Below are 22,600 nucleotides of genomic sequence, written 5' to 3'. Positions count from 1 at the left end.
GCGCGCATGTTTCACCGTTTATGGACGTTAATACGCAAAGAGCTGCAATCCCTACTGCGCGAGCCGCAGACCCGCGCCATTCTGGTGCTGCCGGTGCTGATCCAGGTTTTACTGTTCCCGTTTGCCGCCACCCTTGAGGTGACCAACGCCACCATTGCCATTTACAACGAAGACAACGGCAAACACTCCGTCGAGCTGACGCAGCGCTTTGCGCGTGCGAAAGCCTTTACCCACATCCTGCTGCTGAAAAGCCCGCAGGACATTCAGCCCACCATCGACACGCAAAAAGCGCTGCTGCTGGTGCGCTTCCCGGCGGATTTCTCCCGCAATCTGGATACCTTCCAGACCGCGCCGATGCAGCTGATCCTCGACGGGCGTAACTCCAACAGCGCCCAGATCGCAGCCAACTACCTCCAGCAGGTGGTGAAGGATTACCAGCAGGAGCTGATGGCGGGCAAACCCAAACCCAACAACAGCGAACTGGTGGTGCGCAACTGGTATAACCCGAATCTGGACTACAAGTGGTTTGTGGTGCCGTCGCTGATCGCCATGATCACCACCATCGGGGTGATGATCGTCACCTCCCTCTCCGTCGCTCGCGAGCGCGAACAGGGCACGCTGGATCAGCTGCTGGTCTCTCCGCTCGCCACCTGGCAAATTTTCGTCGGCAAAGCGGTGCCGGCGCTAATTGTCGCCACCTTCCAGGCCACCATCGTGCTGGGGGTGGGAATTTGGGCCTACCAGATCCCGTTCGCCGGATCGCTGGCGCTGTTTTACTTCACGATGGTGATTTACGGGCTGTCGCTGGTGGGGTTTGGGCTGCTGATCTCCGCACTATGCTCAACGCAGCAGCAGGCGTTTATTGGGGTGTTTGTCTTTATGATGCCGGCGATTTTGCTTTCTGGGTACGTTTCGCCAGTGGAGAACATGCCGGTGTGGTTACAGGATTTGACGTGGATAAACCCGATTCGTCACTTCACAGATATCACCAAGCAAATCTATCTGAAGGATGCGAGTCTGGATATTGTGTGGGGAAGTTTGTGGCCGCTACTGGTCATCGCGGCCACTACGGGCTCAGTGGCCTATGCGATGTTTAGACGAAACATCGCGTAGCTTTTTCTCTTTGGTGAGCAACGACACCACCGCGGGTCCTGCGAGGATAGCCAGACCCGCCAGGGCCAGCAGCAGGTTGTTTTGCAGCACGCGTGACAACAGCCACAGGACGATCATTGCCGCACCAAAATACCAGGTGGTGGTGAGCTCTTCGAGCACATCTCCCACTTCGCGCCAGCGCGCGTCGTGATGACGCTGTAAAAACAGCATCGACAGCACGGTCACGCCGTAAACCACGCATAACCCTAAGCCAACACGCACCAGCGTGCCGCTCATCCAGCCCATCACCAGTACGGCCACGACCAGTAAATGCAACATTATCTGCCAGCAACTCAAACCGGTTGCGACACGAACGCGTTGTTGCCACTTCATGGCTTCTCTCCTGAAGGATTTTTCTCTGCTAATTCAGACTACCGCACTTTACGGAAAATTCCGTAACGCCGCATCTTTTTGTGACGCCTACTACACTTTATTTTCATCGGGATAGTCACCCAGGAAGGTGTTTATGAGCAAAAAAACGCAGCATTTCTCGCTTAAGGTGCTGACGATAAACATTCATAAGGGCTTCACAGCATTTAACCGCCGCTTCATTTTACCGGAGCTGCGCGACGCGGTGCGCACCGTCAGCGCCGATATTGTCTGCCTCCAGGAGGTCATGGGCGCGCATGAAGTGCACCCGATGCATTTCGAAAACTGGCCCGACACGCCCCACTACGAGTTTCTGGCGGATACCATGTGGAGCGATTACGCCTACGGGCGCAATGCGGTCTACCCGGAGGGGCATCACGGTAACGCGGTGCTGTCGCGTTTTCCTATCGAGCATTATGAGAACCGGGACGTCTCCGTTGGCGAGAGTGAAAAACGCGGGCTGTTATACTGTCGTATCACCCCCCCAGAGCTCGATTTTCCCATTCATGTAGGCTGTGTTCATCTTGGCCTGCGTGAAGCCCACCGTCAGGCCCAGCTACAGATGCTGGCAGACTGGACAAATGCGCTGCCGGAGGGCGAGCCCGTGGTGGTGGCCGGTGATTTCAACGACTGGCGACAGCGTGCCAACCATCCGCTGAAGGTGAATGCGGGGCTGGAGGAGATTTTTACCCGCGCACGCGGTCGTCCCGCGCGAACGTTTCCGGTGCGCTTCCCCCTGCTGCGCCTTGACCGCATCTACGTAAAAAATGCCCACGCCAGTAGCCCGACGGCGCTGGCCTTGCTCAACTGGCGACATCTCTCCGACCATGCCCCACTCAGCGCGGAGATCCACTTATGAAATGCACATGGCAGGAAGGTAACCGTATTACGCTGCTGGAAAATGGCGATAACTATTATCCGGCGGTTTTTGAGGCGATTAGCCACGCACAGCAGAAAGTCTTTCTGGAAACGTTTATCTGGTTTGAAGATGACGTGGGCAGGCAGTTGCACAGCGCACTGCTGCATGCCGCTCGTCGCGGTATAAAAATCGAGGTCCTGCTCGACGGATATGGTTCGCCGGATCTCAGCGACGAATTTGTTAACGAGCTCACCGCCGCAGGGGTGGTGTTCCGCTATTACGATCCCGGCCCGCGTCTGTTCGGCATGCGCACCAACCTGTTCCGCCGTATGCACCGCAAAATTGTGGTGGTGGATGAAACGGTGGCCTTCGTGGGCGGCATTAACTACTCCGCCGAGCATATGTCGGATTACGGTCCCGAAGCGAAACAGGACTACGCGATCCGTATCGAAGGGCCGGTAGTGCAGGACATCCAGCTGTTCGTGCTGGAAAACTTACCCGGCAAGGAGGCCGTCCGCCGCTGGTGGCGACGCCGTCACCGCCCGGAGGAGAACCGCAAGCCCGGCGAGGCGCAGGCCCTGTTCGTCTGGCGTGATAACGAGGAGCATCGGGACGATATCGAGCGTCATTACCTGAAGATGCTGGCGAACGCGAAGCGCGAGGTGATTATCGCCAACGCCTATTTCTTCCCCGGTTACCGGATTTTGCATGCCATGCGCAACGCGGCCCGACGCGGCGTGAGCGTGAAGCTTATCGTGCAGGGTGAGCCCGATATGCCGATTGTGAAGGTGGGCGCGCGTCTGCTCTATCGCTATCTGGTCAAAAGCGGCGTGCAGATCTATGAATATCGCCGCCGCCCGCTGCACGGCAAAGTCGCCGTGATGGATGACCACTGGGCGACCGTCGGCTCCAGCAACCTTGATCCGCTGAGCTTATCGCTGAATCTGGAAGCGAACCTCATCATCCACGATCGCCAGTTTAATCACACCCTGCGCGATAACCTTCAGGGTCTTATTAATAAAGACTGCGTGCGTGTGGATGAGTCCATGGTGCCGAAACGGAGCTGGTGGAACGTGGGCATCGGCGTGGTGGTGTTCCACTTCCTGCGCCACTTCCCGGCCATGGTGGGCTGGCTGCCCGCGCATACGCCGAAACTGGCGCTGGTGGATCCGCCTGTGCAACCCGAAATGGAAACCCAGGACCGCGTAGAGGCGGAAGATGGAGGGAAAACCTGATGTCGAAATCTCATCCTCGCTGGCGGCTGGCGAAAAAAATCCTGACCTGGCTGTTCTTTATTGCCGTCGCGGTCCTGCTGGTGGTGTATGCCCAGAAGGTGGACTGGGAAGAGGTGTGGAAAGTTATTCGCAACTACAACCGGACAGTCCTGCTGGGTGCCGTTGGGCTGGTGATTGTGAGCTACCTGATGTACGGCTGCTATGACCTGCTGGGACGCGCCTACTGCGGGCATAAGCTTGCCAAACGGCAGGTTATGCTGGTGTCATTCATCTGCTACGCCTTTAACCTGACGCTGAGCACCTGGGTGGGCGGGATTGGTATGCGCTATCGCCTGTACTCCCGCCTTGGCTTACCGGGCGGCACCATTACGCGTATTTTCTCCTTAAGCATCACCACCAACTGGCTGGGGTATATTCTGCTGGGCGGGGTGATTTTCACCATCGGCGTGGTGCAGCTGCCTGCGCACTGGTACATCGATGAGGCCACTCTGCGCATTCTGGGCATCGTACTGCTGCTGATCATCGCGGCCTACCTGTGGGCCTGCGCCTTTGCCAAACGTCGTCACATGACCATTAAAGGCCAGAAGCTGGTGCTGCCGTCATGGAAGTTTGCCGTCCTGCAAATGGTGGTTTCCAGCGCCAACTGGATGGCGATGGGGGCCATTATCTGGCTGTTAATTGGCGAAGATGTGAATTACTTCTTTGTGCTGGGCGTGTTGCTGGTAAGCAGTATTGCCGGGGTGATTGTGCATATTCCGGCGGGTATTGGCGTACTGGAAGCGGTGTTTATCGCGCTGCTTGCGGGGGAGCATGTGTCTCACGGGACGATTATCGCCGCCCTGCTCGCGTACCGCATGATCTACTACTTCCTGCCGCTGGCGCTGGCAACGGTCTGTTATCTGGTGCTGGAGAGTCGGGCCAAGAAGCTGCGCGCGAAGAACGAGAAGGCAATGGCAAAATAAAAGCAAAACGGCAACTTCGTTGCCGTTTTTAGGGTTTGTTCCCTCTCCCTGTGGGAGAGGGTCAGGGTGAGGGCATCAGACAGCGCCACCCTCACTAACGACGGTTGCCGAAGATACGCAGCAGCATCAGGAACAGGTTGATGAAGTCCAGATAAAGCGTCAACGCGCCCAGAATCGAGTATTTGCGCAGGTTTGAACTGTCACGAACATCAATTTGTTCACCGATGTTTTTGAGCTTCTGGGTGTCGTAGGCGGTTAAGCCCACGAAGATCACCACCCCGATATAGGTCACCGCCCACATCAGCGCGTCACTTTTCAGCCACAGGTTCACCAGCGACGCCAGCACAATCCCAATCAGCCCCATAAACAGCATGTTGCCGAAGCCGCTCAGGTCACGTTTGGTGGTGTAACCGTACAGGCTCATCACACCGAACATCCCGCCGGTCACCACAAAGGTGCTGGCGATGGAGGAGTAGGTGTAAACGATGAAAATACTGGAAAGCGTCAGCCCGGTCAGCGCCGAATAGAGCATAAACAGCGTGGTCGCCATACCCGAGCTGAGCTTGTGCACCAGCCCGGAGAGCACAAATACCAGCGCCAGTTGCGCAATAATCAGCCCAAAGAAGGTGATTTTGCTGGAGAAGATAAACATCATCAGTTCAGGCGTGTTTGCCGCATACCACGCGATAAACGCGGTAAGCAGCAGGCCAACCGTCATCCAGCCATATACCTGAGCCATGTAGGTTTGCAGCCCGCTACGGGTCTGCTGAACTATCGAATCGGAACGCGGAAATCGGTCCATGATTCACTCCTGATTAAGTAAACACACATGTTAAGACTAACACATCCACGTAAACCTGTTACCAACGGCTGGCGGCATGCTTATCGCTGTCGCGTGATTCCACCCAGCGCTCACCTTCCGGCGTCGCTTCACGTTTCCAGAACGGCGCTTTGGTTTTAAGATAATCCATGATGAACTCCCCCGCCGCAAACGCACTCCCGCGATGGGCGCTGGTGACGCCGACAAACACAATCTCTTCGCCGGGCCACATTTCGCCGATGCGATGGATAACCGTAACGCGTCCCAGCGGCCAGCGGCCTCGCGCCTCTTCGACAATGGCCGCCAGTGATTTTTCGGTCATCCCCGGATAGTGCTCCAGCGTCAGCGCTTTTACGCTGTCGCCGAGGTTGTGGTTACGCACTTTTCCGGTAAACGTCACGACCGCGCCGTCTTCATCGCGCTCTGCCAGCCAGCTGTATTCGGTACCGACGCTAAAGCGCTCAGGGCCGACCAGAATTCGGGTTTCCGTCATCTTAACCCCCTGTTACCGGCGGGAAGAAGGCCACTTCGTCCCCATCGGCCAGCGGGTGGGTCAACTCCACCAGCGTCTGATTCACGGCGGCCAGCAGTTTGCCTTCATCCAGCGCCAGCGCCCAACGGTCGCCTTGCGCCGCCAGATGCGCGCGCAGGGCGGCGACGTTTTCGAAAGAGCCGTCCAGCGTCAGGCTGTCGGTATTGACCAGCTCACGGACCTGGGCAAAAAAAAGCACCTTAATCATGGCTTTCTACCTTAAAATCGCCGGATTTGCCGCCGCTTTTTGCCAACAGACGCACCGGGCCAATCACCATATCTTTCTGCACCGCTTTACACATGTCGTAGATGGTCAGCGCCGCCACGGAGGCCGCCGTCAACGCCTCCATCTCCACGCCAGTTTTCCCGGTTAAGCGGCACAAGGACTCGATACGCACGCGATTATGCGCCGGCTGCGCCTGCAAATTTACCTCCACTTTGCTGAGCATCAGCGGATGGCAGAGCGGAATGAGGTCCCAGGTACGTTTAGCGGCCTGAATACCAGCGATACGGGCGGTGGCAAACACATCACCCTTGTGATGGCTGCCGTCGATAATCATCGCCAGCGTCTCCGGCAGCATGGTGATGAACGCTTCAGCACGCGCCTCGCGCACCGTTTCGGCTTTGGCGGAGACATCCACCATATGCGCTTCGCCAGCGGCGTTTATGTGGGTCAGTTGTGACATAGTTTATTTCTTTAAATGGGGATGGAAGTTACACGGACGGGTACGAGCATCCAGCTGCGGGGCAATAATGTTTTCCCACGCGGTGCGGCAGGCTTTGGTCGACCCCGGCATGGCGAAGATCAGCGTCTTGTTCGCCACCCCCGCGACAGCACGGGACTGAAGCGTAGAGGTACCAATCTCTTCAAACGAGAGCATGCGGAACACTTCGCCGAAGCCTTCCACTTCGCGATCGAACAGCGGGAGCAGCGCTTCCGGCGCCTGGTCGCCTGCGGTAAAGCCGGTGCCGCCAGTGATCAGCACCACCTGGACGTCATCGTTCGCAATCCACTGTGAGACCTGAGCGCGAATGGCGTAACGGTTTTCTTTGACGATCGCTTTATCAACAATCTGGTGTCCGGCTTCGTGTGCCGCCTCGCGCAGCCAGTGGCCGGAGGTATCATCCTCTTCACCACGACGTTCGGAAACGGTAAGAATAGCAATGCGTGTCGGGATAAATTCCGCGCTTACTTGACTCATCTTCTGGTTCCTTCTAAAGCCTGATTACCCGCCGATATAGGACAGGTTCTGAGTAATGCCGGTGTTGCCCTGATGCAGGAAATGGGTCTGCTTTTTGTGCGTCAGCGCCTCGGAAATGCGTGCTTCAAGCGCGTCCTGTTGAGCGTCATCTTCCAGCAAATCGCGCAGATCGACGCCGCCATCCCCGAACAGGCAAAGATGGAGCTTGCCAACGGAGGAGACACGCAGGCGGTTGCAGCTGGCACAGAAGTCTTTTTCATAGGGCATGATCAGGCCGATTTCGCCTTCATAATCCGGATGACAAAAAACCTGCGCCGGGCCATCGCTGCGCTGGCGGATCTGATGGATCCAGCCGCGTTTCAGCAGCTCGTCGCGCAACACCATGCCGGAAATATGGTGACGGCGGAACAGCTCGCTGCCCTCGCCCGTTTCCATCAGCTCGATAAAACGCAGTTGAATGGGACGGGATTTAATCCACGCCAGGAAGGTGTCCAACTGATGGTGGTTTACGTCGCGCATCAGCACCGTGTTGACTTTGACTTTTTCGAACCCGGCGGTAAACGCCGCATCGATGCCGTCCATCACCTGGCGGAACTTGTCCTGACCGGTAATGGCGTGAAACTGCCGGGCATCAAGGCTGTCCACGCTGACGTTGATCGCCGTCAGCCCCGCATCGCGCCAGTACGCCACGTCACGCGCCATGCGGTAACCGTTGGTGGTCACCGCGATCTGGCGGATACGTTCGTTTTCACGCACGGCGGCAATAATGTCAGGGAAATCACGACGCAGGGAGGGCTCTCCCCCGGTAAGACGCACTTTTTCCGTGCCGAGTTCCGAGAACGCACGCGTAACGCGGCGTACTTCATCCACGGAGAGAAAGCCATTATTGGTGACGCTGCCCGGCTTGTAGCCATCGGGCAGGCAGTAGGTGCAACGGAAGTTGCACACATCGGTAATCGACAGACGCAAGTAGTAAAACTTACGCGCGAAAGCATCAGTAAGTTGTGAAGCCATGTACACCTTTCCAGATCGGGAGGCACAGTCATTTCTTTCTGTACCCTGGTGGCAAATCCGCCACGGCCAGGGCGCCATATCTCTCGACACAGGCGCCAGGGCTAGAGTGTATGTTTTCAGTTTTGAAAACGTGGTTATGGCGATAGTAGCGTGGAAATCGCCACTTCGCCATTGTCGCTTTTCGCTATATAAATTTATACATAACGATGTTATCGTGCATTTTCACTACAGAATACGCAAAAACAGCGCTTTCGCATTGATATACGTCATTATGGATTGTGAGAGGCATCGTCTTTTAGGAGTAGTTGCGTTACTGTGACGCAAGCTTAACAGGATAAGGAATAGGTATGCGCAATCGCACTTTTGCGGATCTGGACCGCGTGGTCGCTCTTGGCGGAGGTCACGGGCTGGGACGGGTTATGTCGTCGTTATCGTCACTGGGCTCACGCCTGACGGGCATCGTGACAACAACGGACAACGGCGGCTCAACCGGGCGGATCCGACGTGCTGAAGGCGGGATAGCCTGGGGCGACATGCGCAACTGCCTCAACCAGCTCATCACTGAGCCAAGCGTGGCCTCGGCGATGTTTGAGTACCGTTTTGGCGGGAATGGCGAACTTTCAGGCCATAACCTTGGAAATCTGATGTTAAAGGCGCTGGATCACCTGAGCGTGCGCCCTCTGGAAGCGATCAATTTAATTCGTAACCTGCTAAAAGTGGATGCGTTCCTGATCCCAATGTCCGAACAGCCGGTAGATTTGATGGCGATCGATGCTGACGATCACGAAGTGTATGGTGAAGTGAATATCGACCAGCTTCTTCTGCCGCCAAAAGAGCTGATGACCTACCCCAGCGTACCCGCAACGCGTGAAGCGGTAGAAGCGATTGGCGAGGCCGATCTGATCCTGATTGGGCCGGGAAGTTTTTACACCAGCCTGATGCCGATCCTGCTGGTGAAAGAGCTGGCGCAGGCGCTGCGCAGAACGCCTGCGCCCATGGTCTATATCGGTAATTTAGGCCGCGAACTCAGCCCGGCGGCGGCAAGCCTGTCGCTGGCGGATAAGCTGGACCTGATGGAACAGTACGTTGGTAAGAAAATTATCGATGGTGTCGTGGTCGGACCGAAAGTGGATGTATCAGGGATTGGCGATCGCGTGGTGGTACAGGAGCCGCTGGAAGCCAGCGATATTAAATATCGCCACGACCGCCATCTGCTACGCGAGGCGCTGGAGAAGGCGATTCAGGCATTAGGTTAGGTTCGTTTTGTGCGGCCTGATGCCCTCACCCCGGCCCTCTCCCACAGGGAGAGGGAGAAAACGCCACCGGGCAAAAAATTCACGATGCCGCAATAAACAGATCCCGCAGCTGATGCAGCTGATCGCGGATTTGCGCAGCCTCTTCGAACTCCAGGTTCTGCGCATGCTGCATCATCTGCCCTTCCAGCTCGTGGATCTTCTGCTGCAACGCTTTCGGCGTCAGCGCGACGGTATCCTCTTCCACCACTGAACGGGCCTTGCCGCGGCCTTTCGCTTTGGTCTTCGCAATGTTCTGACCCAGCGCCAGGATATCCACCACCTTCTTGTTCAGCCCCTGCGGCGTGATGCCGTGCTCTTCGTTATAGCGCTGCTGCTTCTCGCGACGACGTTCCGTTTCGCCAATCGCTTTGGCCATCGACGGGGTGATTTTATCCCCGTACAGGATCGCCTTCCCGTTGACGTTACGCGCGGCGCGGCCAATGGTCTGGATCAGCGAGCGCTCGGAACGCAGGAAGCCCTCTTTGTCCGCGTCCAGAATCGCCACCAGCGACACCTCCGGCATATCCAGACCTTCTCGCAGAAGGTTAATTCCTACCAGCACGTCGAACTCGCCCAGACGCAGATCGCGGATGATCTCCATACGCTCCACGGTATCGATATCCGAGTGCAGATACCGCACCTTCTCGCCGTGTTCTTCCAGATACTCCGTCAAATCTTCCGCCATACGTTTGGTGAGCGTGGTAACCAGCACGCGCTCGTTGATGGCGGAACGGGCACGTATTTCCGAGAGCAGATCGTCCACCTGCGTCGCCACCGGACGCACCTCGATAATCGGATCCAGCAGCCCGGTCGGACGCACCACCTGGTCCACCACGTCATCACCGGATTTTTCCAGCTCGTAGTTGCCCGGCGTCGCCGATACGTAGATGGTCTGCGGAGCAAGCGCCTCAAATTCTTCAAACTTCATCGGACGGTTGTCCAGCGCTGACGGCAGTCGGAACCCGTACTCAACCAGCGTCTCTTTACGCGCGCGGTCACCGCGGTACATCCCGCCGATCTGGGGGATCGTAACGTGTGATTCGTCGATCACCAGCAGGCCGTCCGCCGGAAGGTAGTCAAACAGCGTCGGCGGCGCTTCGCCCGGCCCGCGCCCGGATAGGTAGCGCGAGTAGTTTTCGATGCCGGAGCAGTAGCCCAGCTCGTTCATCATCTCCAGATCGAACTGGGTACGCTGGCTCAGGCGTTGCTCTTCCAGCAGCTTATTGTTCGCCAGCAGCACCTTGCGGCGGTCCGCCAGCTCAATTTTGATCTCTTCCATCGCCTGCACGATACGCTCGCGTGGCGTCACGTAGTGCGTTTTCGGGTAGATGGTGAAGCGCTGGATCACCGACTCGACGTGACCGGTCAACGGATCGAACAGCGACAGGCGTTCAACCTCTTCGTCGAACAGCTCCACGCGCAGCGCCATGTCGTCCGATTCCGCCGGGAAGATATCAATCACCTCGCCGCGCACGCGGAAGGTCCCGCGCTGGAACGCCTGATCGTTACGGGTGTACTGCAACTCCGCCAGACGGCGCAAAATCGCCCGCTGATCGATGATCATCCCCTGCGTCAGGTGCAGCATCATCTTGAGATAGAGATCCGGATCGCCCAGGCCGTAGATCGCCGACACCGAGGCCACCACCACCACGTCACGACGCTCCAGCAGCGCCTTGGTCGCCGACAAACGCATCTGCTCGATATGTTCGTTCACCGAGGCATCTTTCTCGATAAACGTGTCGGAGCTGGGAACGTAGGCTTCCGGCTGGTAGTAGTCGTAGTAGGAGACGAAATACTCCACCGCGTTTTCCGGGAAGAACTCTTTCATCTCACCATACAGCTGCGCCGCCAGCGTTTTGTTCGGCGCGAGGACCATCGTCGGACGCTGGAGATCGGCAATGACGTTGGCAATGGTGAAGGTTTTGCCCGAACCGGTAACCCCCAGCAGAGTCTGGTGCGCCAGCCCGTCCTCCAGCCCCTCTTCCAGGCGACGAATAGCCTCGGGCTGATCCCCGGAAGGACGGAAAGCAGAATTCAGTTTAAACGGTTTACTCATGGGCGACGACCTGATGACAGAATAAGCGGCAGGTGAGTAATTTTACTCGTTGTGGCCAGGATTGCCAGTAAAAAACACTGGATGAAAAACCAGTAGCGTGTCAGGATATTTAGCGTAGCGCAGAGAGGATTAGAGCGTTCGCGAGCCAAATTTCGACTGTGACAAAATAAAACACCAGCCTCAGGGGGTTATCCCCAGAACTATTACTTTTTTAACATTTGTCAAGGGCGGTTATGAAAGTTTTATGGCAACAGGTGTCGCTGGCGTTGAGGGAATTGCTTTTATCTAATTCGTTAAAAAATAAAGACTAATTTATTAAGCCGCGTTTCCCATCAATTTGGTCGTAACCCGCGTATTCTCTCGCTTATCGCGTGTTTTCTAACTCTAATGCACAAGGTTATCCACAGGAATAGTGGATAACTGCCTCCAGCCCGTACAGCATGCACTTCAGCAAATTCCCGGTTTTTCCCACGAAGCGGCAGTAAAAAATTTTTATCACTCTTTTTTGCCTGGAAAACGTTCATTTTTTCATAAGCAACTGGCGAGATCTTAATCACAATTCTGTCATTTCTCCTGCACCACGATTCGACATACGCGGCACCGGGAATGTGCATTTCGTATAAACGTACAGCTTTTGATAGTGAGTTATTCCTAAAAATGGCCTTTTTTTAATCATTATGAAGTTCCTGGCAGGCGTTTTGCAGACATCACTCTGTGCATCACCCCCACACATTTTTAAGGAGAGAAAGATGTTGAGTCTGCGTGCTGTAAATCAGTTTTACGGAAGCCAACATACGCTATGGAACGTGAATATCGATTTCCCGCAAGGCATCTGTACGGGCATTGTTGGCCTGCCTGGCATGGGTAAATCCACGCTCATGAACTGCATTACCGGAAAGGTGCCCGTTGAAAGCGGCACCATCATCTGGCATGAGGCTGGCGCGCCGCCGCGTAATTTGCTCAGCCCTGCGTCAGCATTCACGGCGCCGCCGACGATAGGCTACGTCCCGCAGGATCGGCGGATATTTTCCCAGCTGACCGTCGATGAAAATCTGCATATCGCTATGCGGGCGACGGGGAAATCCGACCCGACATCAAAAAATGACGTGTACGCCCTGTTTCCGGAGCTCTATCCGCTGCGACAGAGCCGTGCCTCTGCGCTGTCCCCCGACGACCAGTATCAGCTGGCTCTCGCCAGTGCGCTGGTTAATCGCCCGCGCGTGTTGATTCTGGATGAGCCCATGTGCGGCGCAGGGCACGGTTTCGCGCGCAGGCTGGGGCAGTTGCTGGTGCGGCTGAATCGGGAGCTGGGAATGACGGTGCTGTTAGCTGAGCAACAGCTGTCGTTTATCCGCCGGGTAGCGGATCGTTTCTGCATGCTCTATCGCGGGCGTAACGTGGCACAGGGCCACGTTAACGAGCTGGATGACGACCTTATTGCGCACTGGATGGCTCGGGACATAAGGCGCTAAGGTCAAGATAGCGTCCGGTTTCCGCCTGCTCTGCGCCGTCGGCAAGCCACGGGATCTCGCCGAGAAACGGCGCAGGCAGCCCCCGCTTCAGCGTCGCCAGGTACTCAGCATGACGTTTACCCGGCGCAACCACGTCATTGGCAATCCACCCTGCCAGACGCAACCCGGCCTGCTGCACGGCCTGAGCGGTCAGCATGGCGTGATTGATACAGCCAAGCTTCACGCCGACCACCAGAATGACCGGAAGCTGCTCGGCCTGCACCCAGTCAGCAAATGTCTGCTCGTCGGACAGCGGGGTAAACCAGCCGCCAGCCCCCTCCACCAGCACCCAGTCGGCCTGCGTTTCCAGGTCGCGTAACCCGGAAGAGAGCACCGAAAAATCAATCGGACGATCTTCATCGGCGCTGACGATGTGCGGCGAGGTGGGTTCAGCAAAGGTATAGGGGTTCACCGCAGAATAGGCCAGCGCAAGGCTGCTATTACGCTGTAGCGCCAGCGCATCGGTATTGCGTAAGCCTTCCGGCGTCATCTCGCTGCCGGAGGCTACGGGCTTATACCCGGCAGTTGTTTTCCCCAGCAGACGCGCCGCCTGCAACAGCGCAGCGCTGGCAACCGTTTTACCGACTTCAGTGTCCGTGCCGGTAACAAAATAACGTTCAGTCACGTTCAATAATCCCATGAAAAAGATGATAAGAGAGCGGGAACCGGCCCCGCTCCTGCGGCCAGGCCAGCTCGAGACGCTGGAGTTGGCCGCGGGTAAGGGGTTTCTTCTCCCGTCCGGCGTGCAGGTGCGTCGCGCCTATGCCCTTAAGCGATCGCATGGCGCTTAACGCATCGCTAAATTCGAGGGTGACGGTCTGGACCACGCTGCGATAGCGCCAGCCTGCCAGCGCCTGAGTGACCTGTTCGTGCGAGAGAAACCGGTTGGCATGAGGCTGTGCATCCACTGCCCTCCACGCCTGATTCAGCTCCGGCAACGAACTTTCCAGCAGGGTGGTAAAGGCCACCGCTCCGCCGGGCCGCGCCACGCGGTATAACTCGCGTAGGGCCTGCGGCAGGCTGGCGCACCACTGCACCGCCAGATGGCTCCAGACGAGGTCAAACAGCGCATCCTCCAGCGGGATGGCCTCGATATCGGCCACCAGATAACGGTCTGCTGACTGCTGCTGGCGGGCTTCATCCAGCATCTGCGCGGATAAATCCAGCGCCGTGACGTGGCTACCTGTTGCGCGCCAGTAACGGCTATTGCCGCCTGGCCCGCAGCCTGCGTCGAGCACCTGCGCAAAACGCCCGTCACCGAGCGCGGCCAGCAGCCCGCGGGCGCTCAGGCGTTGCAGCTCATCGTGCCGTGAATAGCTTTGCGCTGCCCGGCCAAACGCGGCGGCAACGGCCTGTTTATTGACGGGAGACATACAGTGCCTCCAGAAGCGTATCGATATCCTGCGGCTCATGCGCTGCCGTGAGCGTCAGACGCAAGCGCGCGGTGCCTGGTGGCACGGTGGGTGGGCGGATCGCCGTGACCCACTGCCCGCGTTCTCGTAGCGCCTGTGCCAGCATCAGCGCCCGATGGTTTTCACCCACAATCACGGGCTGAATGGCGCTGTGCGAGTCGGTAAGCCGGTAAGACAGCTCGCTTATCCCCCGGCGAAAACGCTGAATATGGTCGGCCAGGCGCGCCCGGCGTTCAGCGCCGTCTTCGCCGCGGATCACCGCAAGCGACGCAGAGAGCGCCACGGCCTGCGCCGGGGGCATGCTGGTGCTGTAGATCAGGTGACGGGCGAACTGCACCAGGTAATCGGCCACCGGCTCGCTGCACAACACCGCGGCGCCGCTGACGCCGAAGCCTTTGCCGAAGGTGACCACCAGCAGTTCCGGCCTGACGCGTTGCTGGTGCGCGCTTCCGCGCCCCTCCTCGCCGGTGACGCCAATGCCGTGGGCATCGTCGACCAGCAGCCAGGCGTTCTGCTGTTTTGCGACGTCATGCAAGGTGGCAAGGGGCGCGCTGTCGCCGTCCATGCTGAATACCCCTTCCGTCACCGCCAGCTGAAGCCCTGAACAGGGTTTACCCAGCAGGACGTTCAACTGAGAGGCATCGTTATGGGCAAAACGCCGCAGCTGCGCCGGGCTGAGACTGGCCGCTTCAAGCAGAGACGCGTGGCTCAGGCGGTCCGCGATGATGCGGTCGTCTTTGCCCATCAGGGCGGCAATCACCGCCTGATTCGCGGCAAAACCGGAGATAAACAGCAGCGCCCGCGGGTAGCCCAGCCAGTCGGCCAGCTCTTCCTCCAGCGCCTGATGCGCCGTGGTGTAGCCGCTGACGTGCCCGGAGCCACCGCTGCCCACGCCGTAACGATCCGCGCCCTGCTGCCAGGCGCGAACGATCTGCGGGTGCTGGCTCAGTCCCAGATAATCGTTGCTGGAGAAATTACAGAACCGCTCTCCTTCCCGGGTGAGAAAACGGCCTGCACCGTTTTCCACTACCCTGCGCACCCGAAACGCATCCGCCGCCCGCCGCTCGTCGAGCGCGGTCCTGATACGTGCCTGCCAGGTCATACGGCTGCCGCGTTGTAGAACTGGTCGGTGTCGGCGTTAAAAATCTGCTGCTCCAGCTGCTGCTGTTGCTCGTTATCCCCCGCCTGTACCCCGGTCTGGTGTGGGTTCAGCCCCAGCTTGCGGAACAGCTGGACATCTTTGTCCTCTTCCGGGTTTGGCGTGGTCAGCAGTTTGCAGCCGTAGAAGATGGAGTTGGCCCCGGCCATGAAGCACATCGCCTGGGTCTGCTCGCTCATCTGCTCGCGACCGGCAGAGAGGCGAACGTAAGAGGTCGGCATCATGATGCGCGCCACCGCGATGGTGCGGATGAAATCGAAGGCATCCACGTCCTCGTTATCCGCCAGCGGCGTGCCTTTTACCTTCACCAGCATGTTGATGGGCACGCTTTCCGGCGGGGTCGGCAGGTTTGCCAGCTGTAACAGCAGGCCGGCACGATCTTTTACCGTCTCGCCCAGTCCCACGATCCCGCCGGAACAGACCTTGATCCCCGCATCACGCACTTTATCCAGCGTGTCCAGACGCTCCTGATAGGTACGCGTGGTGATGATGTTGCCGTAGAACTCCGGCGAGGTATCAAGGTTGTGGTTGTAGTAATCCAGCCCCGCCGCCGAGAGACGCTGCGCCTGCTCTTCGTTCAGCGTACCCAGGGTCATGCAGGCTTCAAGCCCCATCTCCTTCACCCCCTTCACCATCTGCTCCAGATAGGGCATGTCGCGGTCATGCGGATTTTTCCACGCCGCGCCCATGCAGAAGCGGGTCGAGCCAGCGTTTTTGGCCTTGCGCGCGGAGTCGAGCACTTGCTCGACTTCCATCAGGCGCTCGGATTCGAGACCGGTTTTATAGCGCGCGCTTTGCGGGCAATATTTGCAGTCTTCCGGGCAAGCCCCGGTTTTGATCGACAGCAGCGTGCTGACCTGAACATGACGCGGATCGAAGTGCTGGCGGTGCACCTGTTGCGCCTCAAACATCAGCTCCAGGAAAGGTTTATTGAATAATTCAGTGACTTGCGACATCGTCCAGCGTGCGTGGTGAGCCATCGGGCTTCTCCAAAGGGTTTTGTTAATTGTCGGTTCGGTTTATACTTGTAAACCTAAAACTTTTCAAAATGGTTTACAAGTCGATTATGACCCAGGACGATCTCGCCTTCGACAAGCAGCATATCTGGCACCCTTACACCTCCACGACCCGCCCCCTTCCCGTCTATCCGGTAGCCTCTGCCCACGGCTGCGAGCTGCATCTCGCCAGCGGCGAGCGGCTTGTTGACGGGATGTCCTCCTGGTGGGCGGCGATCCATGGCTACAACCACCCGCGTCTGAACGCGGCGATGAAAGCGCAGATTGACCAGATGTCACACGTGATGTTTGGCGGGATCACGCACCAGCCCGCGGTGGATTTATGCCGTCGCCTGGTAGCGATGACGCCTGAATCGCTGGAGTGTGTTTTCCTGGCCGACTCCGGCTCGGTGGCCGTGGAAGTAGCGATGAAAATGGCGTTGCAGTACTGGCATGCGAAGGGCGAAACGCGCCAGCGGTTCCTCACCTTCCGCAACGGCTATCACGGCGACACCTTCGGGGCGATGTCGGTGTGCGATCCGGACAACTCCATGCACAGCCTGTGGAAAGGCTACCTGCCGGAAAACCTGTTTGCGCCAGCCCCGCAGAGCCGCTTCGACGGCGAATGGGACGAGATGGACATGGTGGGCTTCGCGCGGCTGATGGCGGCCCATCGCCACGAGATTGCCGCCGTTATTCTCGAACCGATTGTGCAGGGCGCGGGCGGAATGCGGATCTATCACCCCGAGTGGCTGAAGCGCATTCGGAAGATGTGCGACCGCGAAGGAATTTTGCTGATTGCCGATGAGATCGCCACCGGCTTTGGCCGTACCGGGAAGCTGTTTGCCTGCGAGCATGCGGGGATCGCGCCGGATATTCTGTGCCTGGGGAAAGCGCTCACCGGCGGCACCATGACGCTCTCCGCCACGCTTACCACGCGCCAGGTTGCCGACACCATCAGCGACGGTGACGCGGGCTGCTTTATGCACGGCCCGACGTTTATGGGCAACCCGCTGGCCTGCGCCGTGGCAAGCGAAAGCCTCGCCATTCTGGAGAGCGGCGCGTGGCAGACGCAGGTGGCGGCGATTGAGGCGCAGCTGAAGCAGCAGTTAAGCGCGGCGGCGGAGGCGGAATACGTCGCGGACGTCCGCGTACTGGGCGCCATCGGGGTAATCGAGACAACGCATCCGGTGAACATGGCCGCGTTGCAGCGCTTCTTCGTTGACCAGGGCGTGTGGGTGCGACCTTTCGGTAAGCTGATTTACCTCATGCCGCCGTACAGCATTTCTGCGGATCAGCTCCGCAAGCTGACCGGGGCAGTGGTTGAAGCCGTTAACACTTCAGCGCATTTCGCGATTTAACCCCATGCGTTACACTTTCTGAATGAGTGAGTAACGAGGAAAATCGGATGAAAATCATCAGTAAAGATTTGCGCGACGGCGAAAAGCTGCCGGAACGTCACGTGTTTAACGGGATGGGTTATCAGGGGGATAATATCTCTCCCCATCTGGCGTGGGACGATGTGCCAGCGGGAACCAAAAGTTTTGTTGTGACCTGCTACGATCCGGATGCGCCAACCGGGTCGGGCTGGTGGCACTGGATCGTGGCAAACCTGCCCGCCGACACGCGCGTATTACCGCAGGGCTCCGGTTCCGATCTGGTTGCTCTGCCTGACGGTGCGATTCAGACGCGCACTGACTTTGGCAAAGCGGGCTACGGCGGCGCGGCGCCGCCAAAAGGGGAAACGCACCGCTATATCTTCACCGTGCACGCGCTGGATGTGGACAAGATTGAGGTCGACGAAGGGGCGAGCGGCGCGATGGTAGGCTTTAACGTGCATTTCCATTCGCTGGGTAGCGCGTCGATTACGGCGATGTATTCGTAATCGTGCGGGCTGATGCCCTCACCCCGGCCCTCTCCCACAGGGAGAGGGTTAGGGTGAGGGTAAAAATCACAGCACGGAAGGCAATAACCCCACCAGCCGCCCTTCTTGCAGAAGCTGCATCGCCTTATCAATATCCGGCGCAAAGAAGCGGTCGTCATCGTAGTGCGTAACGTGCTCGCGCAGCGTATGACGCGCCTGCTCCAGCAGCGGGCTGGATGTTAGCCCTTCGCGCAAATCAATACCCTGACACGCCGCCAGCCACTCCACCGCCAGCACGCCGCGGGTGTTAGAGGCCATCTCCCACAGACGACGCCCGGCAGCCGGGGCCATCGACACGTGATCTTCCTGGTTGGCTGAGGTTGGCAGGCTGTCCACGCTGTGCGGGTGCGACAGCGCCTTGTTCTCGCTTGCCAGTGCCGCGGCGGTGACCTGGGCGATCATAAAGCCCGAGTTCACGCCGCCGTTACGCACCAGGAATGGTGGCAGCTGGGACATGTGCTTATCCATCATCAGCGCGATTCGACGCTCAGACAGCGCCCCGATTTCGGCAATCGCCAGCGCGATATTATCTGCCGCCATCGCCACCGGCTCGGCGTGGAAGTTGCCGCCAGAAACCACCTCGTTTTCCTGGGCAAACACCAGCGGGTTATCGGACACCGCATTGGCCTCCACCAGCAGCACTTCTGCCGCCTGGCGCAGCTGAGTCAGGCATGCGCCCATCACCTGCGGCTGGCAGCGCAGGGAATACGGATCCTGCACCTTCTCGCAGTTATGGTGTGATTCGGCAATGTCGCTGGTATCGGTAAGTACGTGGCGGTACATGGCAGCGGCATCAATCTGACCGCGCTGGCCGCGCACCTCGTGGATGCGGGCATCGAACGGACGACGCGAGCCGAGCACCGCCTCAGTGGTCAGTGCACCGCACACCACCGCCGAGGCGAACAGATCTTCCGCTTCAAACAGACCGCGCAGCGCGAAAGCGGTCGACGCCTGCGTGCCGTTGAGCAGCGCCAGCCCCTCTTTTGCCGCGAGGGTGATCGGCGTTAAACCGGCTTTTTTCAGCGCCTCTTTCGCAGGCAGCCACTCCCCTTGCCAGCGCGCCTGGCCTTCACCCAGCAGGAGCAGCGACATATGCGCCAGCGGCGCCAGATCGCCGGAGGCGCCGACGGAGCCCTTCGCCGGGATCCACGGATAAACTTCCGCATTGACCAGCGCCATCAGCGCCTGGATCACGCTCAGACGAATGCCGGAAAACCCACGCGCCAGGCTGTTGATTTTCAACACCATCATCAGGCGGACGATCTCATCGTCCAGCGGCTGGCCAACCCCCGCCGCGTGCGACAGCACCAGCGAACGCTGTAAATTCTCCAGATCGTGCGTGGCGATGCGGGTCTGCGCCAGCAGGCCAAACCCGGTATTGATGCCGTAGGCGGTGCGCCCCTCCGCCACAATCGCCTCCACGCAGGCCACGCTGTCGTTAATGGCACGGTGGGCGCTTTCATCAAGGGAGAGTGTCACCGGCTGACGCCAGACGTGACGCAGCTGTTTGAGCGTCAGCGAGCCGGGAGTAAGTGTTAACGCGTTCATGCAGGCTTTCCTTGTGTGGCGGGGATCATCGGCAGGTTCAGGCCCTGCTCTTTGGCACAATCAATGGCAATCTCGTAACCCGCATCCGCGTGACGCATCACGCCGGTTGCCGGGTCGTTGTGCAGCACGCGAGCGATACGCGCGGCCGCTTCATCAGTTCCGTCACAGACGATGACCATCCCGGAGTGCTGGGAGAAGCCCATCCCGACGCCGCCGCCGTGGTGCAGCGACACCCAGGTCGCGCCGCTGGCGGTGTTCAGCAGGGCATTCAGCAGCGGCCAGTCGGAGACCGCATCCGAGCCGTCGCGCATGGCTTCGGTTTCACGGTTCGGACTGGCGACAGAGCCGGAGTCCAGGTGGTCGCGGCCAATGACGATCGGCGCGGAGACTTCGCCGCTGCGCACCATTTCGTTAAAGGCGAGGCCGAGTTTTTGCCGCCACTCCAGCCCGACCCAGCAGATACGCGCCGGCAGGCCCTGGAAGTTAATGCGCTCGCGCGCCATATCCAGCCAGCGATGCAGGTGTTCGTCATCGGCGACAATCTCTTTCACTCTGGCATCGGTTTTGTAGATATCCTCCGGATCGCCGGACAGGGCAACCCAGCGGAACGGCCCAATGCCGCGGCAGAACAGAGGACGGATATAGGCGGGCACGAAGCCGGGGAAGTCAAAGGCGTTATTCACCCCCATTTCTTTCGCCATCTGGCGGATGTTATTCCCGTAATCAAAGGTCGGAATACCCATCTTACTGAAGGCCAGCATCGCGGAGACGTGTTCCGCCATGGCGCGTTTAGCCGCCAGTACCGTGCCCTCAGGATCGGTTTCCGCTTTTTGCTGGTAGTCTTCCCACGTCCAGCCTTTTGGCAGATAGCCGTGGAGCGGATCGTGAGCGCTGGTCTGGTCGGTGACCAGATCCGGACGCACGCCGCGCGCCACCAGTTCCGGCAGAATATCCGCCGCGTTGCCGCACAGGGCAACCGACACGGCTTTGCCTTCAGCGGTGTACTTTTTGATGCGCGCCAGCGCGTCATCGAGGTTGTCGGCCTGTTCATCGACATAGCGGGTACGCAGACGGAAATCGATGCGGCTCTGCTGGCACTCAATGTTCAGGGAGCACGCGCCCGCCAGCGTCGCGGCCAGCGGCTGCGCGCCGCCCATGCCGCCCAGTCCGGCGGTGAGCACCCAGCGGCCTTTCAGTGAGCCGTTATAGTGCTGACGGCCCGCTTCCACGAAGGTTTCATAGGTGCCCTGCACAATCCCCTGGCTGCCGATGTAGATCCAGCTACCGGCGGTCATCTGGCCGTACATGGCCAGCCCTTTTGCGTCCAGCTCGTTGAAGTGTTCCCACGTCGCCCAGTGCGGCACCAGGTTGGAGTTGGCAATCAGCACGCGGGGCGCATTTTTATGGGTTTTGAATACGCCAACCGGTTTGCCGGATTGCACCAGCAGCGTTTCGTCGTTTTCGAGATTCGTCAAAGACTCGACAATCGCGTCATAGCACGCCCAGTTGCGTGCGGCGCGGCCAATGCCGCCGTAGACCACCAGCTCGTGGGGATTTTCTGCTACCTCAGGATCAAGGTTGTTCATCAACATGCGCAGCGGTGCTTCGGTGAGCCAGCTTTTTGCGGTGAGCGTGGTGCCGCGCGCGGCGCGGACATCCTGCTTGCGGTATTTATCTGACGACATTGTGTGTTCCTCATAAGGGACAGATGATGCATTTAGATATACTTGTATAGACAAGCACACACAAGGTCGGATTTAACAAAAAAGATACAATTTTGCTATATTGCGTTAGCGATCACGCTTATAAAACTTATGACATAAAGTGGCCCTGCAACCGGTAGCGATTTCCCGGGAACAGCAGCTTCGCATGCGACACAATTTGCGAGGACGACCAGGTACGACGGCGGATCAGCAGGCAGGGATCGTGCTCTTTAATACGCAACAGCTCGCATTCCTGCGGCGTGGCGCGCACGGCTTCCACGATATGCTCCCCTTCCGTCAGCGGGGCGACGAGCGAGAGATACGCATGCGGTGTGGTTTGGGTGTAATCCTGATTCAGATAGTCCGGTATCCGCTCCGCGTTGACGCAGCGATCTTCAATCTGGACCGGAATGTCGTTCTCATAGTGCACCATCACCGAATGGAAAATCCGGGTGCCCTCGGTAACGTTCAGCTCGATGGCCTGTTCGGCGCTGGCCTGCGTCTCTTCAAGCACCAGCACCTCGCAGTGGTGCTGATGGTTGCGGGCGGCAATTTCATCGGCAATGCTGCGGATTTCAAACAGCGCCGACTGTCCTTTTGGCTCCGCCACAAATGTCCCGACCCCTTGCAGGCGCACCAGCAACCCTTCATCGGTCAGTTCACGCAGTGCGCGGTTGATGGTCATTCGGCTAAAGCCAAACTGCGCCACCAGCTCGGCCTCGGACGGAATGCGGTCGTGCGGGCGCCAGACGCCGGCGGCGATTTTTTCGCTGATCGCCTGCTTCACCTTTTCGTAAAAAGGCGCGGGAGGACTCGGCTGCGGCAGGGGCGAGCGTGAAAACATCATGACTC

23 protein-coding genes and 1 riboswitch are annotated in these 22,600 nt (G+C 58.5%); of the genes, 8 read left to right on the top strand and 15 right to left on the bottom strand.

Annotated elements, in window-relative coordinates:
- Nucleotides 1–6 precede the first annotated feature (6 nt).
- Nucleotides 7–1,113 (top strand): ABC transporter permease, encoded by a 1,107-nt coding sequence (locus L384_RS08810; RefSeq protein WP_023324347.1) that lies wholly within the window; start codon nucleotides 7–9, stop codon nucleotides 1,111–1,113.
- Here L384_RS08810 and L384_RS08815 read toward each other — a convergent pair.
- Nucleotides 1,075–1,485, bottom strand: a complete 411-nt coding sequence (locus L384_RS08815; protein ID WP_003858499.1) for a YbhQ family protein — start codon at nucleotides 1,483–1,485, stop codon at nucleotides 1,075–1,077. The genes L384_RS08810 and L384_RS08815 overlap by 39 nt on opposite strands.
- A 133-nt stretch (nucleotides 1,486–1,618) precedes the next feature.
- Here L384_RS08815 and L384_RS08820 point away from each other — a divergent pair, with 133 nt between their 5' ends.
- The 3 genes from L384_RS08820 to L384_RS08830 are packed head-to-tail and all read left to right on the top strand — an operon-like array spanning nucleotide 1,619 to nucleotide 4,577.
- Nucleotides 1,619–2,380: an endonuclease/exonuclease/phosphatase family protein gene (locus tag L384_RS08820; RefSeq protein ID WP_023315668.1), complete on the top strand. Its 762-nt coding sequence runs from the start codon at nucleotides 1,619–1,621 to the stop codon at nucleotides 2,378–2,380.
- Nucleotides 2,377–3,615 carry a cardiolipin synthase ClsB gene (gene clsB / locus L384_RS08825; RefSeq protein WP_003858503.1) on the top strand — a complete coding sequence of 413 codons (1,239 nt, stop codon included), beginning with the start codon at nucleotides 2,377–2,379 and terminating at the stop codon, nucleotides 3,613–3,615. Before L384_RS08820 ends, clsB begins: the two co-directional genes overlap by 4 nt.
- The gene (locus tag L384_RS08830) at nucleotides 3,615–4,577 is read left to right on the top strand and encodes a lysylphosphatidylglycerol synthase domain-containing protein (RefSeq protein ID WP_003858505.1); all 963 of its coding nucleotides are present in this window, start codon (nucleotides 3,615–3,617) and stop codon (nucleotides 4,575–4,577) included. Before clsB ends, L384_RS08830 begins: the two co-directional genes overlap by 1 nt.
- 94 nt (nucleotides 4,578–4,671) lie before the next feature.
- On the opposite strand, the gene L384_RS08835 is transcribed toward L384_RS08830, so the two are convergent.
- From L384_RS08835 to moaA, 6 genes are all read right to left on the bottom strand, one after another.
- Nucleotides 4,672–5,379: a Bax inhibitor-1/YccA family protein gene (locus L384_RS08835; protein WP_003858508.1), complete on the bottom strand. Its 708-nt coding sequence runs from the start codon at nucleotides 5,377–5,379 to the stop codon at nucleotides 4,672–4,674.
- 58 nt (nucleotides 5,380–5,437) lie between these two features.
- Nucleotides 5,438–5,890, bottom strand: a complete 453-nt coding sequence (moaE, locus tag L384_RS08840) for a molybdopterin synthase catalytic subunit MoaE (RefSeq protein WP_003858509.1) — start codon at nucleotides 5,888–5,890, stop codon at nucleotides 5,438–5,440.
- 1 nt (nucleotide 5,891) lies between these two features.
- Nucleotides 5,892–6,137 carry a molybdopterin synthase sulfur carrier subunit gene (moaD, locus tag L384_RS08845; RefSeq protein WP_003858510.1) on the bottom strand — a complete coding sequence of 82 codons (246 nt, stop codon included), beginning with the start codon at nucleotides 6,135–6,137 and terminating at the stop codon, nucleotides 5,892–5,894.
- Nucleotides 6,130–6,615, bottom strand: a complete 486-nt coding sequence (gene moaC, locus L384_RS08850; RefSeq protein WP_003858511.1) for a cyclic pyranopterin monophosphate synthase MoaC — start codon at nucleotides 6,613–6,615, stop codon at nucleotides 6,130–6,132. The genes moaD and moaC overlap by 8 nt, the downstream gene beginning before the upstream one ends.
- 3 nt (nucleotides 6,616–6,618) lie before the next feature.
- Nucleotides 6,619–7,131 carry a molybdenum cofactor biosynthesis protein B gene (moaB, locus tag L384_RS08855; RefSeq protein ID WP_003858514.1) on the bottom strand — a complete coding sequence of 171 codons (513 nt, stop codon included), beginning with the start codon at nucleotides 7,129–7,131 and terminating at the stop codon, nucleotides 6,619–6,621.
- A 24-nt stretch (nucleotides 7,132–7,155) separates the two neighbouring features.
- Complete coding sequence (moaA, locus tag L384_RS08860; protein ID WP_003858516.1) at nucleotides 7,156–8,145, bottom strand: GTP 3',8-cyclase MoaA; 990 nt, start codon at nucleotides 8,143–8,145, stop codon at nucleotides 7,156–7,158.
- Nucleotides 8,133–8,266, bottom strand: a riboswitch (molybdenum cofactor riboswitch). It overlaps the preceding gene by 13 nt.
- Before the next feature lie 226 nt (nucleotides 8,267–8,492).
- Here moaA and yvcK point away from each other — a divergent pair.
- Nucleotides 8,493–9,401, top strand: a complete 909-nt coding sequence (yvcK, locus tag L384_RS08865) for a uridine diphosphate-N-acetylglucosamine-binding protein YvcK (protein ID WP_023299636.1) — start codon at nucleotides 8,493–8,495, stop codon at nucleotides 9,399–9,401.
- A 79-nt stretch (nucleotides 9,402–9,480) separates the two neighbouring features.
- Here the strand turns inward: yvcK and uvrB are convergent, their stop codons facing one another.
- Nucleotides 9,481–11,496 carry an excinuclease ABC subunit UvrB gene (gene uvrB, locus L384_RS08870; RefSeq protein ID WP_003858519.1) on the bottom strand — a complete coding sequence of 672 codons (2,016 nt, stop codon included), beginning with the start codon at nucleotides 11,494–11,496 and terminating at the stop codon, nucleotides 9,481–9,483.
- 749 nt (nucleotides 11,497–12,245) lie between these two features.
- On the opposite strand from uvrB, the gene L384_RS08875 reads away from it, so the two are divergent.
- Nucleotides 12,246–12,968: an ABC transporter ATP-binding protein gene (locus tag L384_RS08875; RefSeq protein ID WP_023324346.1), complete on the top strand. Its 723-nt coding sequence runs from the start codon at nucleotides 12,246–12,248 to the stop codon at nucleotides 12,966–12,968.
- Here the strand turns inward: L384_RS08875 and bioD are convergent.
- From bioD to bioB, 4 genes are read right to left on the bottom strand one after another with little or no spacing between them, the layout of a single operon-like run.
- Complete coding sequence (gene bioD / locus L384_RS08880) at nucleotides 12,931–13,632, bottom strand: dethiobiotin synthase (RefSeq protein ID WP_072201992.1); 702 nt, start codon at nucleotides 13,630–13,632, stop codon at nucleotides 12,931–12,933. The genes L384_RS08875 and bioD overlap by 38 nt on opposite strands.
- Complete coding sequence (gene bioC, locus L384_RS08885; RefSeq protein WP_023324344.1) at nucleotides 13,625–14,380, bottom strand: malonyl-ACP O-methyltransferase BioC; 756 nt, start codon at nucleotides 14,378–14,380, stop codon at nucleotides 13,625–13,627. The genes bioD and bioC overlap by 8 nt, the downstream gene beginning before the upstream one ends.
- Nucleotides 14,364–15,521, bottom strand: a complete 1,158-nt coding sequence (gene bioF / locus L384_RS08890) for an 8-amino-7-oxononanoate synthase (protein ID WP_022650640.1) — start codon at nucleotides 15,519–15,521, stop codon at nucleotides 14,364–14,366. Before bioF ends, bioC begins: the two co-directional genes overlap by 17 nt.
- Nucleotides 15,518–16,558 carry a biotin synthase BioB gene (bioB, locus tag L384_RS08895; protein WP_017384942.1) on the bottom strand — a complete coding sequence of 347 codons (1,041 nt, stop codon included), beginning with the start codon at nucleotides 16,556–16,558 and terminating at the stop codon, nucleotides 15,518–15,520. The genes bioF and bioB overlap by 4 nt, the downstream gene beginning before the upstream one ends.
- Nucleotides 16,559–16,626: 68 nt before the next feature.
- Between bioB and bioA the strand changes: the two genes are divergently transcribed.
- Complete coding sequence (bioA, locus tag L384_RS08900; RefSeq protein ID WP_023315662.1) at nucleotides 16,627–17,934, top strand: adenosylmethionine--8-amino-7-oxononanoate transaminase; 1,308 nt, start codon at nucleotides 16,627–16,629, stop codon at nucleotides 17,932–17,934.
- Between the two features lie 47 nt (nucleotides 17,935–17,981).
- Nucleotides 17,982–18,458 carry a kinase inhibitor gene (locus L384_RS08905; RefSeq protein ID WP_003858531.1) on the top strand — a complete coding sequence of 159 codons (477 nt, stop codon included), beginning with the start codon at nucleotides 17,982–17,984 and terminating at the stop codon, nucleotides 18,456–18,458.
- 66 nt (nucleotides 18,459–18,524) lie between these two features.
- Here L384_RS08905 and hutH read toward each other — a convergent pair whose 3' ends face one another.
- From hutH to L384_RS08920, 3 genes are all read right to left on the bottom strand, one after another.
- Entirely contained in the window at nucleotides 18,525–20,045 is a 1,521-nt protein-coding gene (gene hutH / locus L384_RS08910) for a histidine ammonia-lyase (protein ID WP_023324343.1), read from the bottom strand.
- A complete protein-coding gene (gene hutU, locus L384_RS08915; protein WP_003858533.1) occupies nucleotides 20,042–21,730 on the bottom strand; it encodes a urocanate hydratase in 1,689 nt (562 codons plus the stop codon). Before hutU ends, hutH begins: the two co-directional genes overlap by 4 nt.
- Before the next feature lie 127 nt (nucleotides 21,731–21,857).
- The gene (locus L384_RS08920; RefSeq protein WP_003858534.1) at nucleotides 21,858–22,592 is read right to left on the bottom strand and encodes a histidine utilization repressor; all 735 of its coding nucleotides are present in this window, start codon (nucleotides 22,590–22,592) and stop codon (nucleotides 21,858–21,860) included.
- Nucleotides 22,593–22,600: the final 8 nt, after the last annotated feature.

The sequence above is a fragment of the Enterobacter sp. MGH 38 genome (genome assembly GCF_000492855.1).
Lineage (GTDB): Bacteria > Pseudomonadota > Gammaproteobacteria > Enterobacterales > Enterobacteriaceae > Enterobacter > Enterobacter hormaechei_C.
Note: the sequence above shows the minus strand (reverse complement) of the source record. Positions and strands in the feature narration are given on the sequence as shown.

Bases quoted from the DNA above. Each gene is read 5' to 3' on its own strand.
- L384_RS08810 (WP_023324347.1), top strand. From the start codon at position 7: ATGTTTCACCGTTTATGGACGTTAATACGCAAAGAGCTGCAATCCCTA.
- L384_RS08815 (WP_003858499.1), bottom strand. From the start codon at position 1,485: ATGAAGTGGCAACAACGCGTTCGTGTCGCAACCGGTTTGAGTTGCTGG.
- L384_RS08820 (WP_023315668.1), top strand. From the start codon at position 1,619: ATGAGCAAAAAAACGCAGCATTTCTCGCTTAAGGTGCTGACGATAAAC.
- clsB (WP_003858503.1), top strand. From the start codon at position 2,377: ATGAAATGCACATGGCAGGAAGGTAACCGTATTACGCTGCTGGAAAAT.
- L384_RS08830 (WP_003858505.1), top strand. From the start codon at position 3,615: ATGTCGAAATCTCATCCTCGCTGGCGGCTGGCGAAAAAAATCCTGACC.
- L384_RS08835 (WP_003858508.1), bottom strand. From the start codon at position 5,379: ATGGACCGATTTCCGCGTTCCGATTCGATAGTTCAGCAGACCCGTAGC.
- moaE (WP_003858509.1), bottom strand. From the start codon at position 5,890: ATGACGGAAACCCGAATTCTGGTCGGCCCTGAGCGCTTTAGCGTCGGT.
- moaD (WP_003858510.1), bottom strand. From the start codon at position 6,137: ATGATTAAGGTGCTTTTTTTTGCCCAGGTCCGTGAGCTGGTCAATACC.
- moaC (WP_003858511.1), bottom strand. From the start codon at position 6,615: ATGTCACAACTGACCCACATAAACGCCGCTGGCGAAGCGCATATGGTG.
- moaB (WP_003858514.1), bottom strand. From the start codon at position 7,131: ATGAGTCAAGTAAGCGCGGAATTTATCCCGACACGCATTGCTATTCTT.
- moaA (WP_003858516.1), bottom strand. From the start codon at position 8,145: ATGGCTTCACAACTTACTGATGCTTTCGCGCGTAAGTTTTACTACTTG.
- yvcK (WP_023299636.1), top strand. From the start codon at position 8,493: ATGCGCAATCGCACTTTTGCGGATCTGGACCGCGTGGTCGCTCTTGGC.
- uvrB (WP_003858519.1), bottom strand. From the start codon at position 11,496: ATGAGTAAACCGTTTAAACTGAATTCTGCTTTCCGTCCTTCCGGGGAT.
- L384_RS08875 (WP_023324346.1), top strand. From the start codon at position 12,246: ATGTTGAGTCTGCGTGCTGTAAATCAGTTTTACGGAAGCCAACATACG.
- bioC (WP_023324344.1), bottom strand. From the start codon at position 14,380: ATGTCTCCCGTCAATAAACAGGCCGTTGCCGCCGCGTTTGGCCGGGCA.
- bioF (WP_022650640.1), bottom strand. From the start codon at position 15,521: ATGACCTGGCAGGCACGTATCAGGACCGCGCTCGACGAGCGGCGGGCG.
- bioB (WP_017384942.1), bottom strand. From the start codon at position 16,558: ATGGCTCACCACGCACGCTGGACGATGTCGCAAGTCACTGAATTATTC.
- bioA (WP_023315662.1), top strand. From the start codon at position 16,627: ATGGTTTACAAGTCGATTATGACCCAGGACGATCTCGCCTTCGACAAG.
- L384_RS08905 (WP_003858531.1), top strand. From the start codon at position 17,982: ATGAAAATCATCAGTAAAGATTTGCGCGACGGCGAAAAGCTGCCGGAA.
- hutH (WP_023324343.1), bottom strand. From the start codon at position 20,045: ATGAACGCGTTAACACTTACTCCCGGCTCGCTGACGCTCAAACAGCTG.
- hutU (WP_003858533.1), bottom strand. From the start codon at position 21,730: ATGTCGTCAGATAAATACCGCAAGCAGGATGTCCGCGCCGCGCGCGGC.
- L384_RS08920 (WP_003858534.1), bottom strand. From the start codon at position 22,592: ATGTTTTCACGCTCGCCCCTGCCGCAGCCGAGTCCTCCCGCGCCTTTT.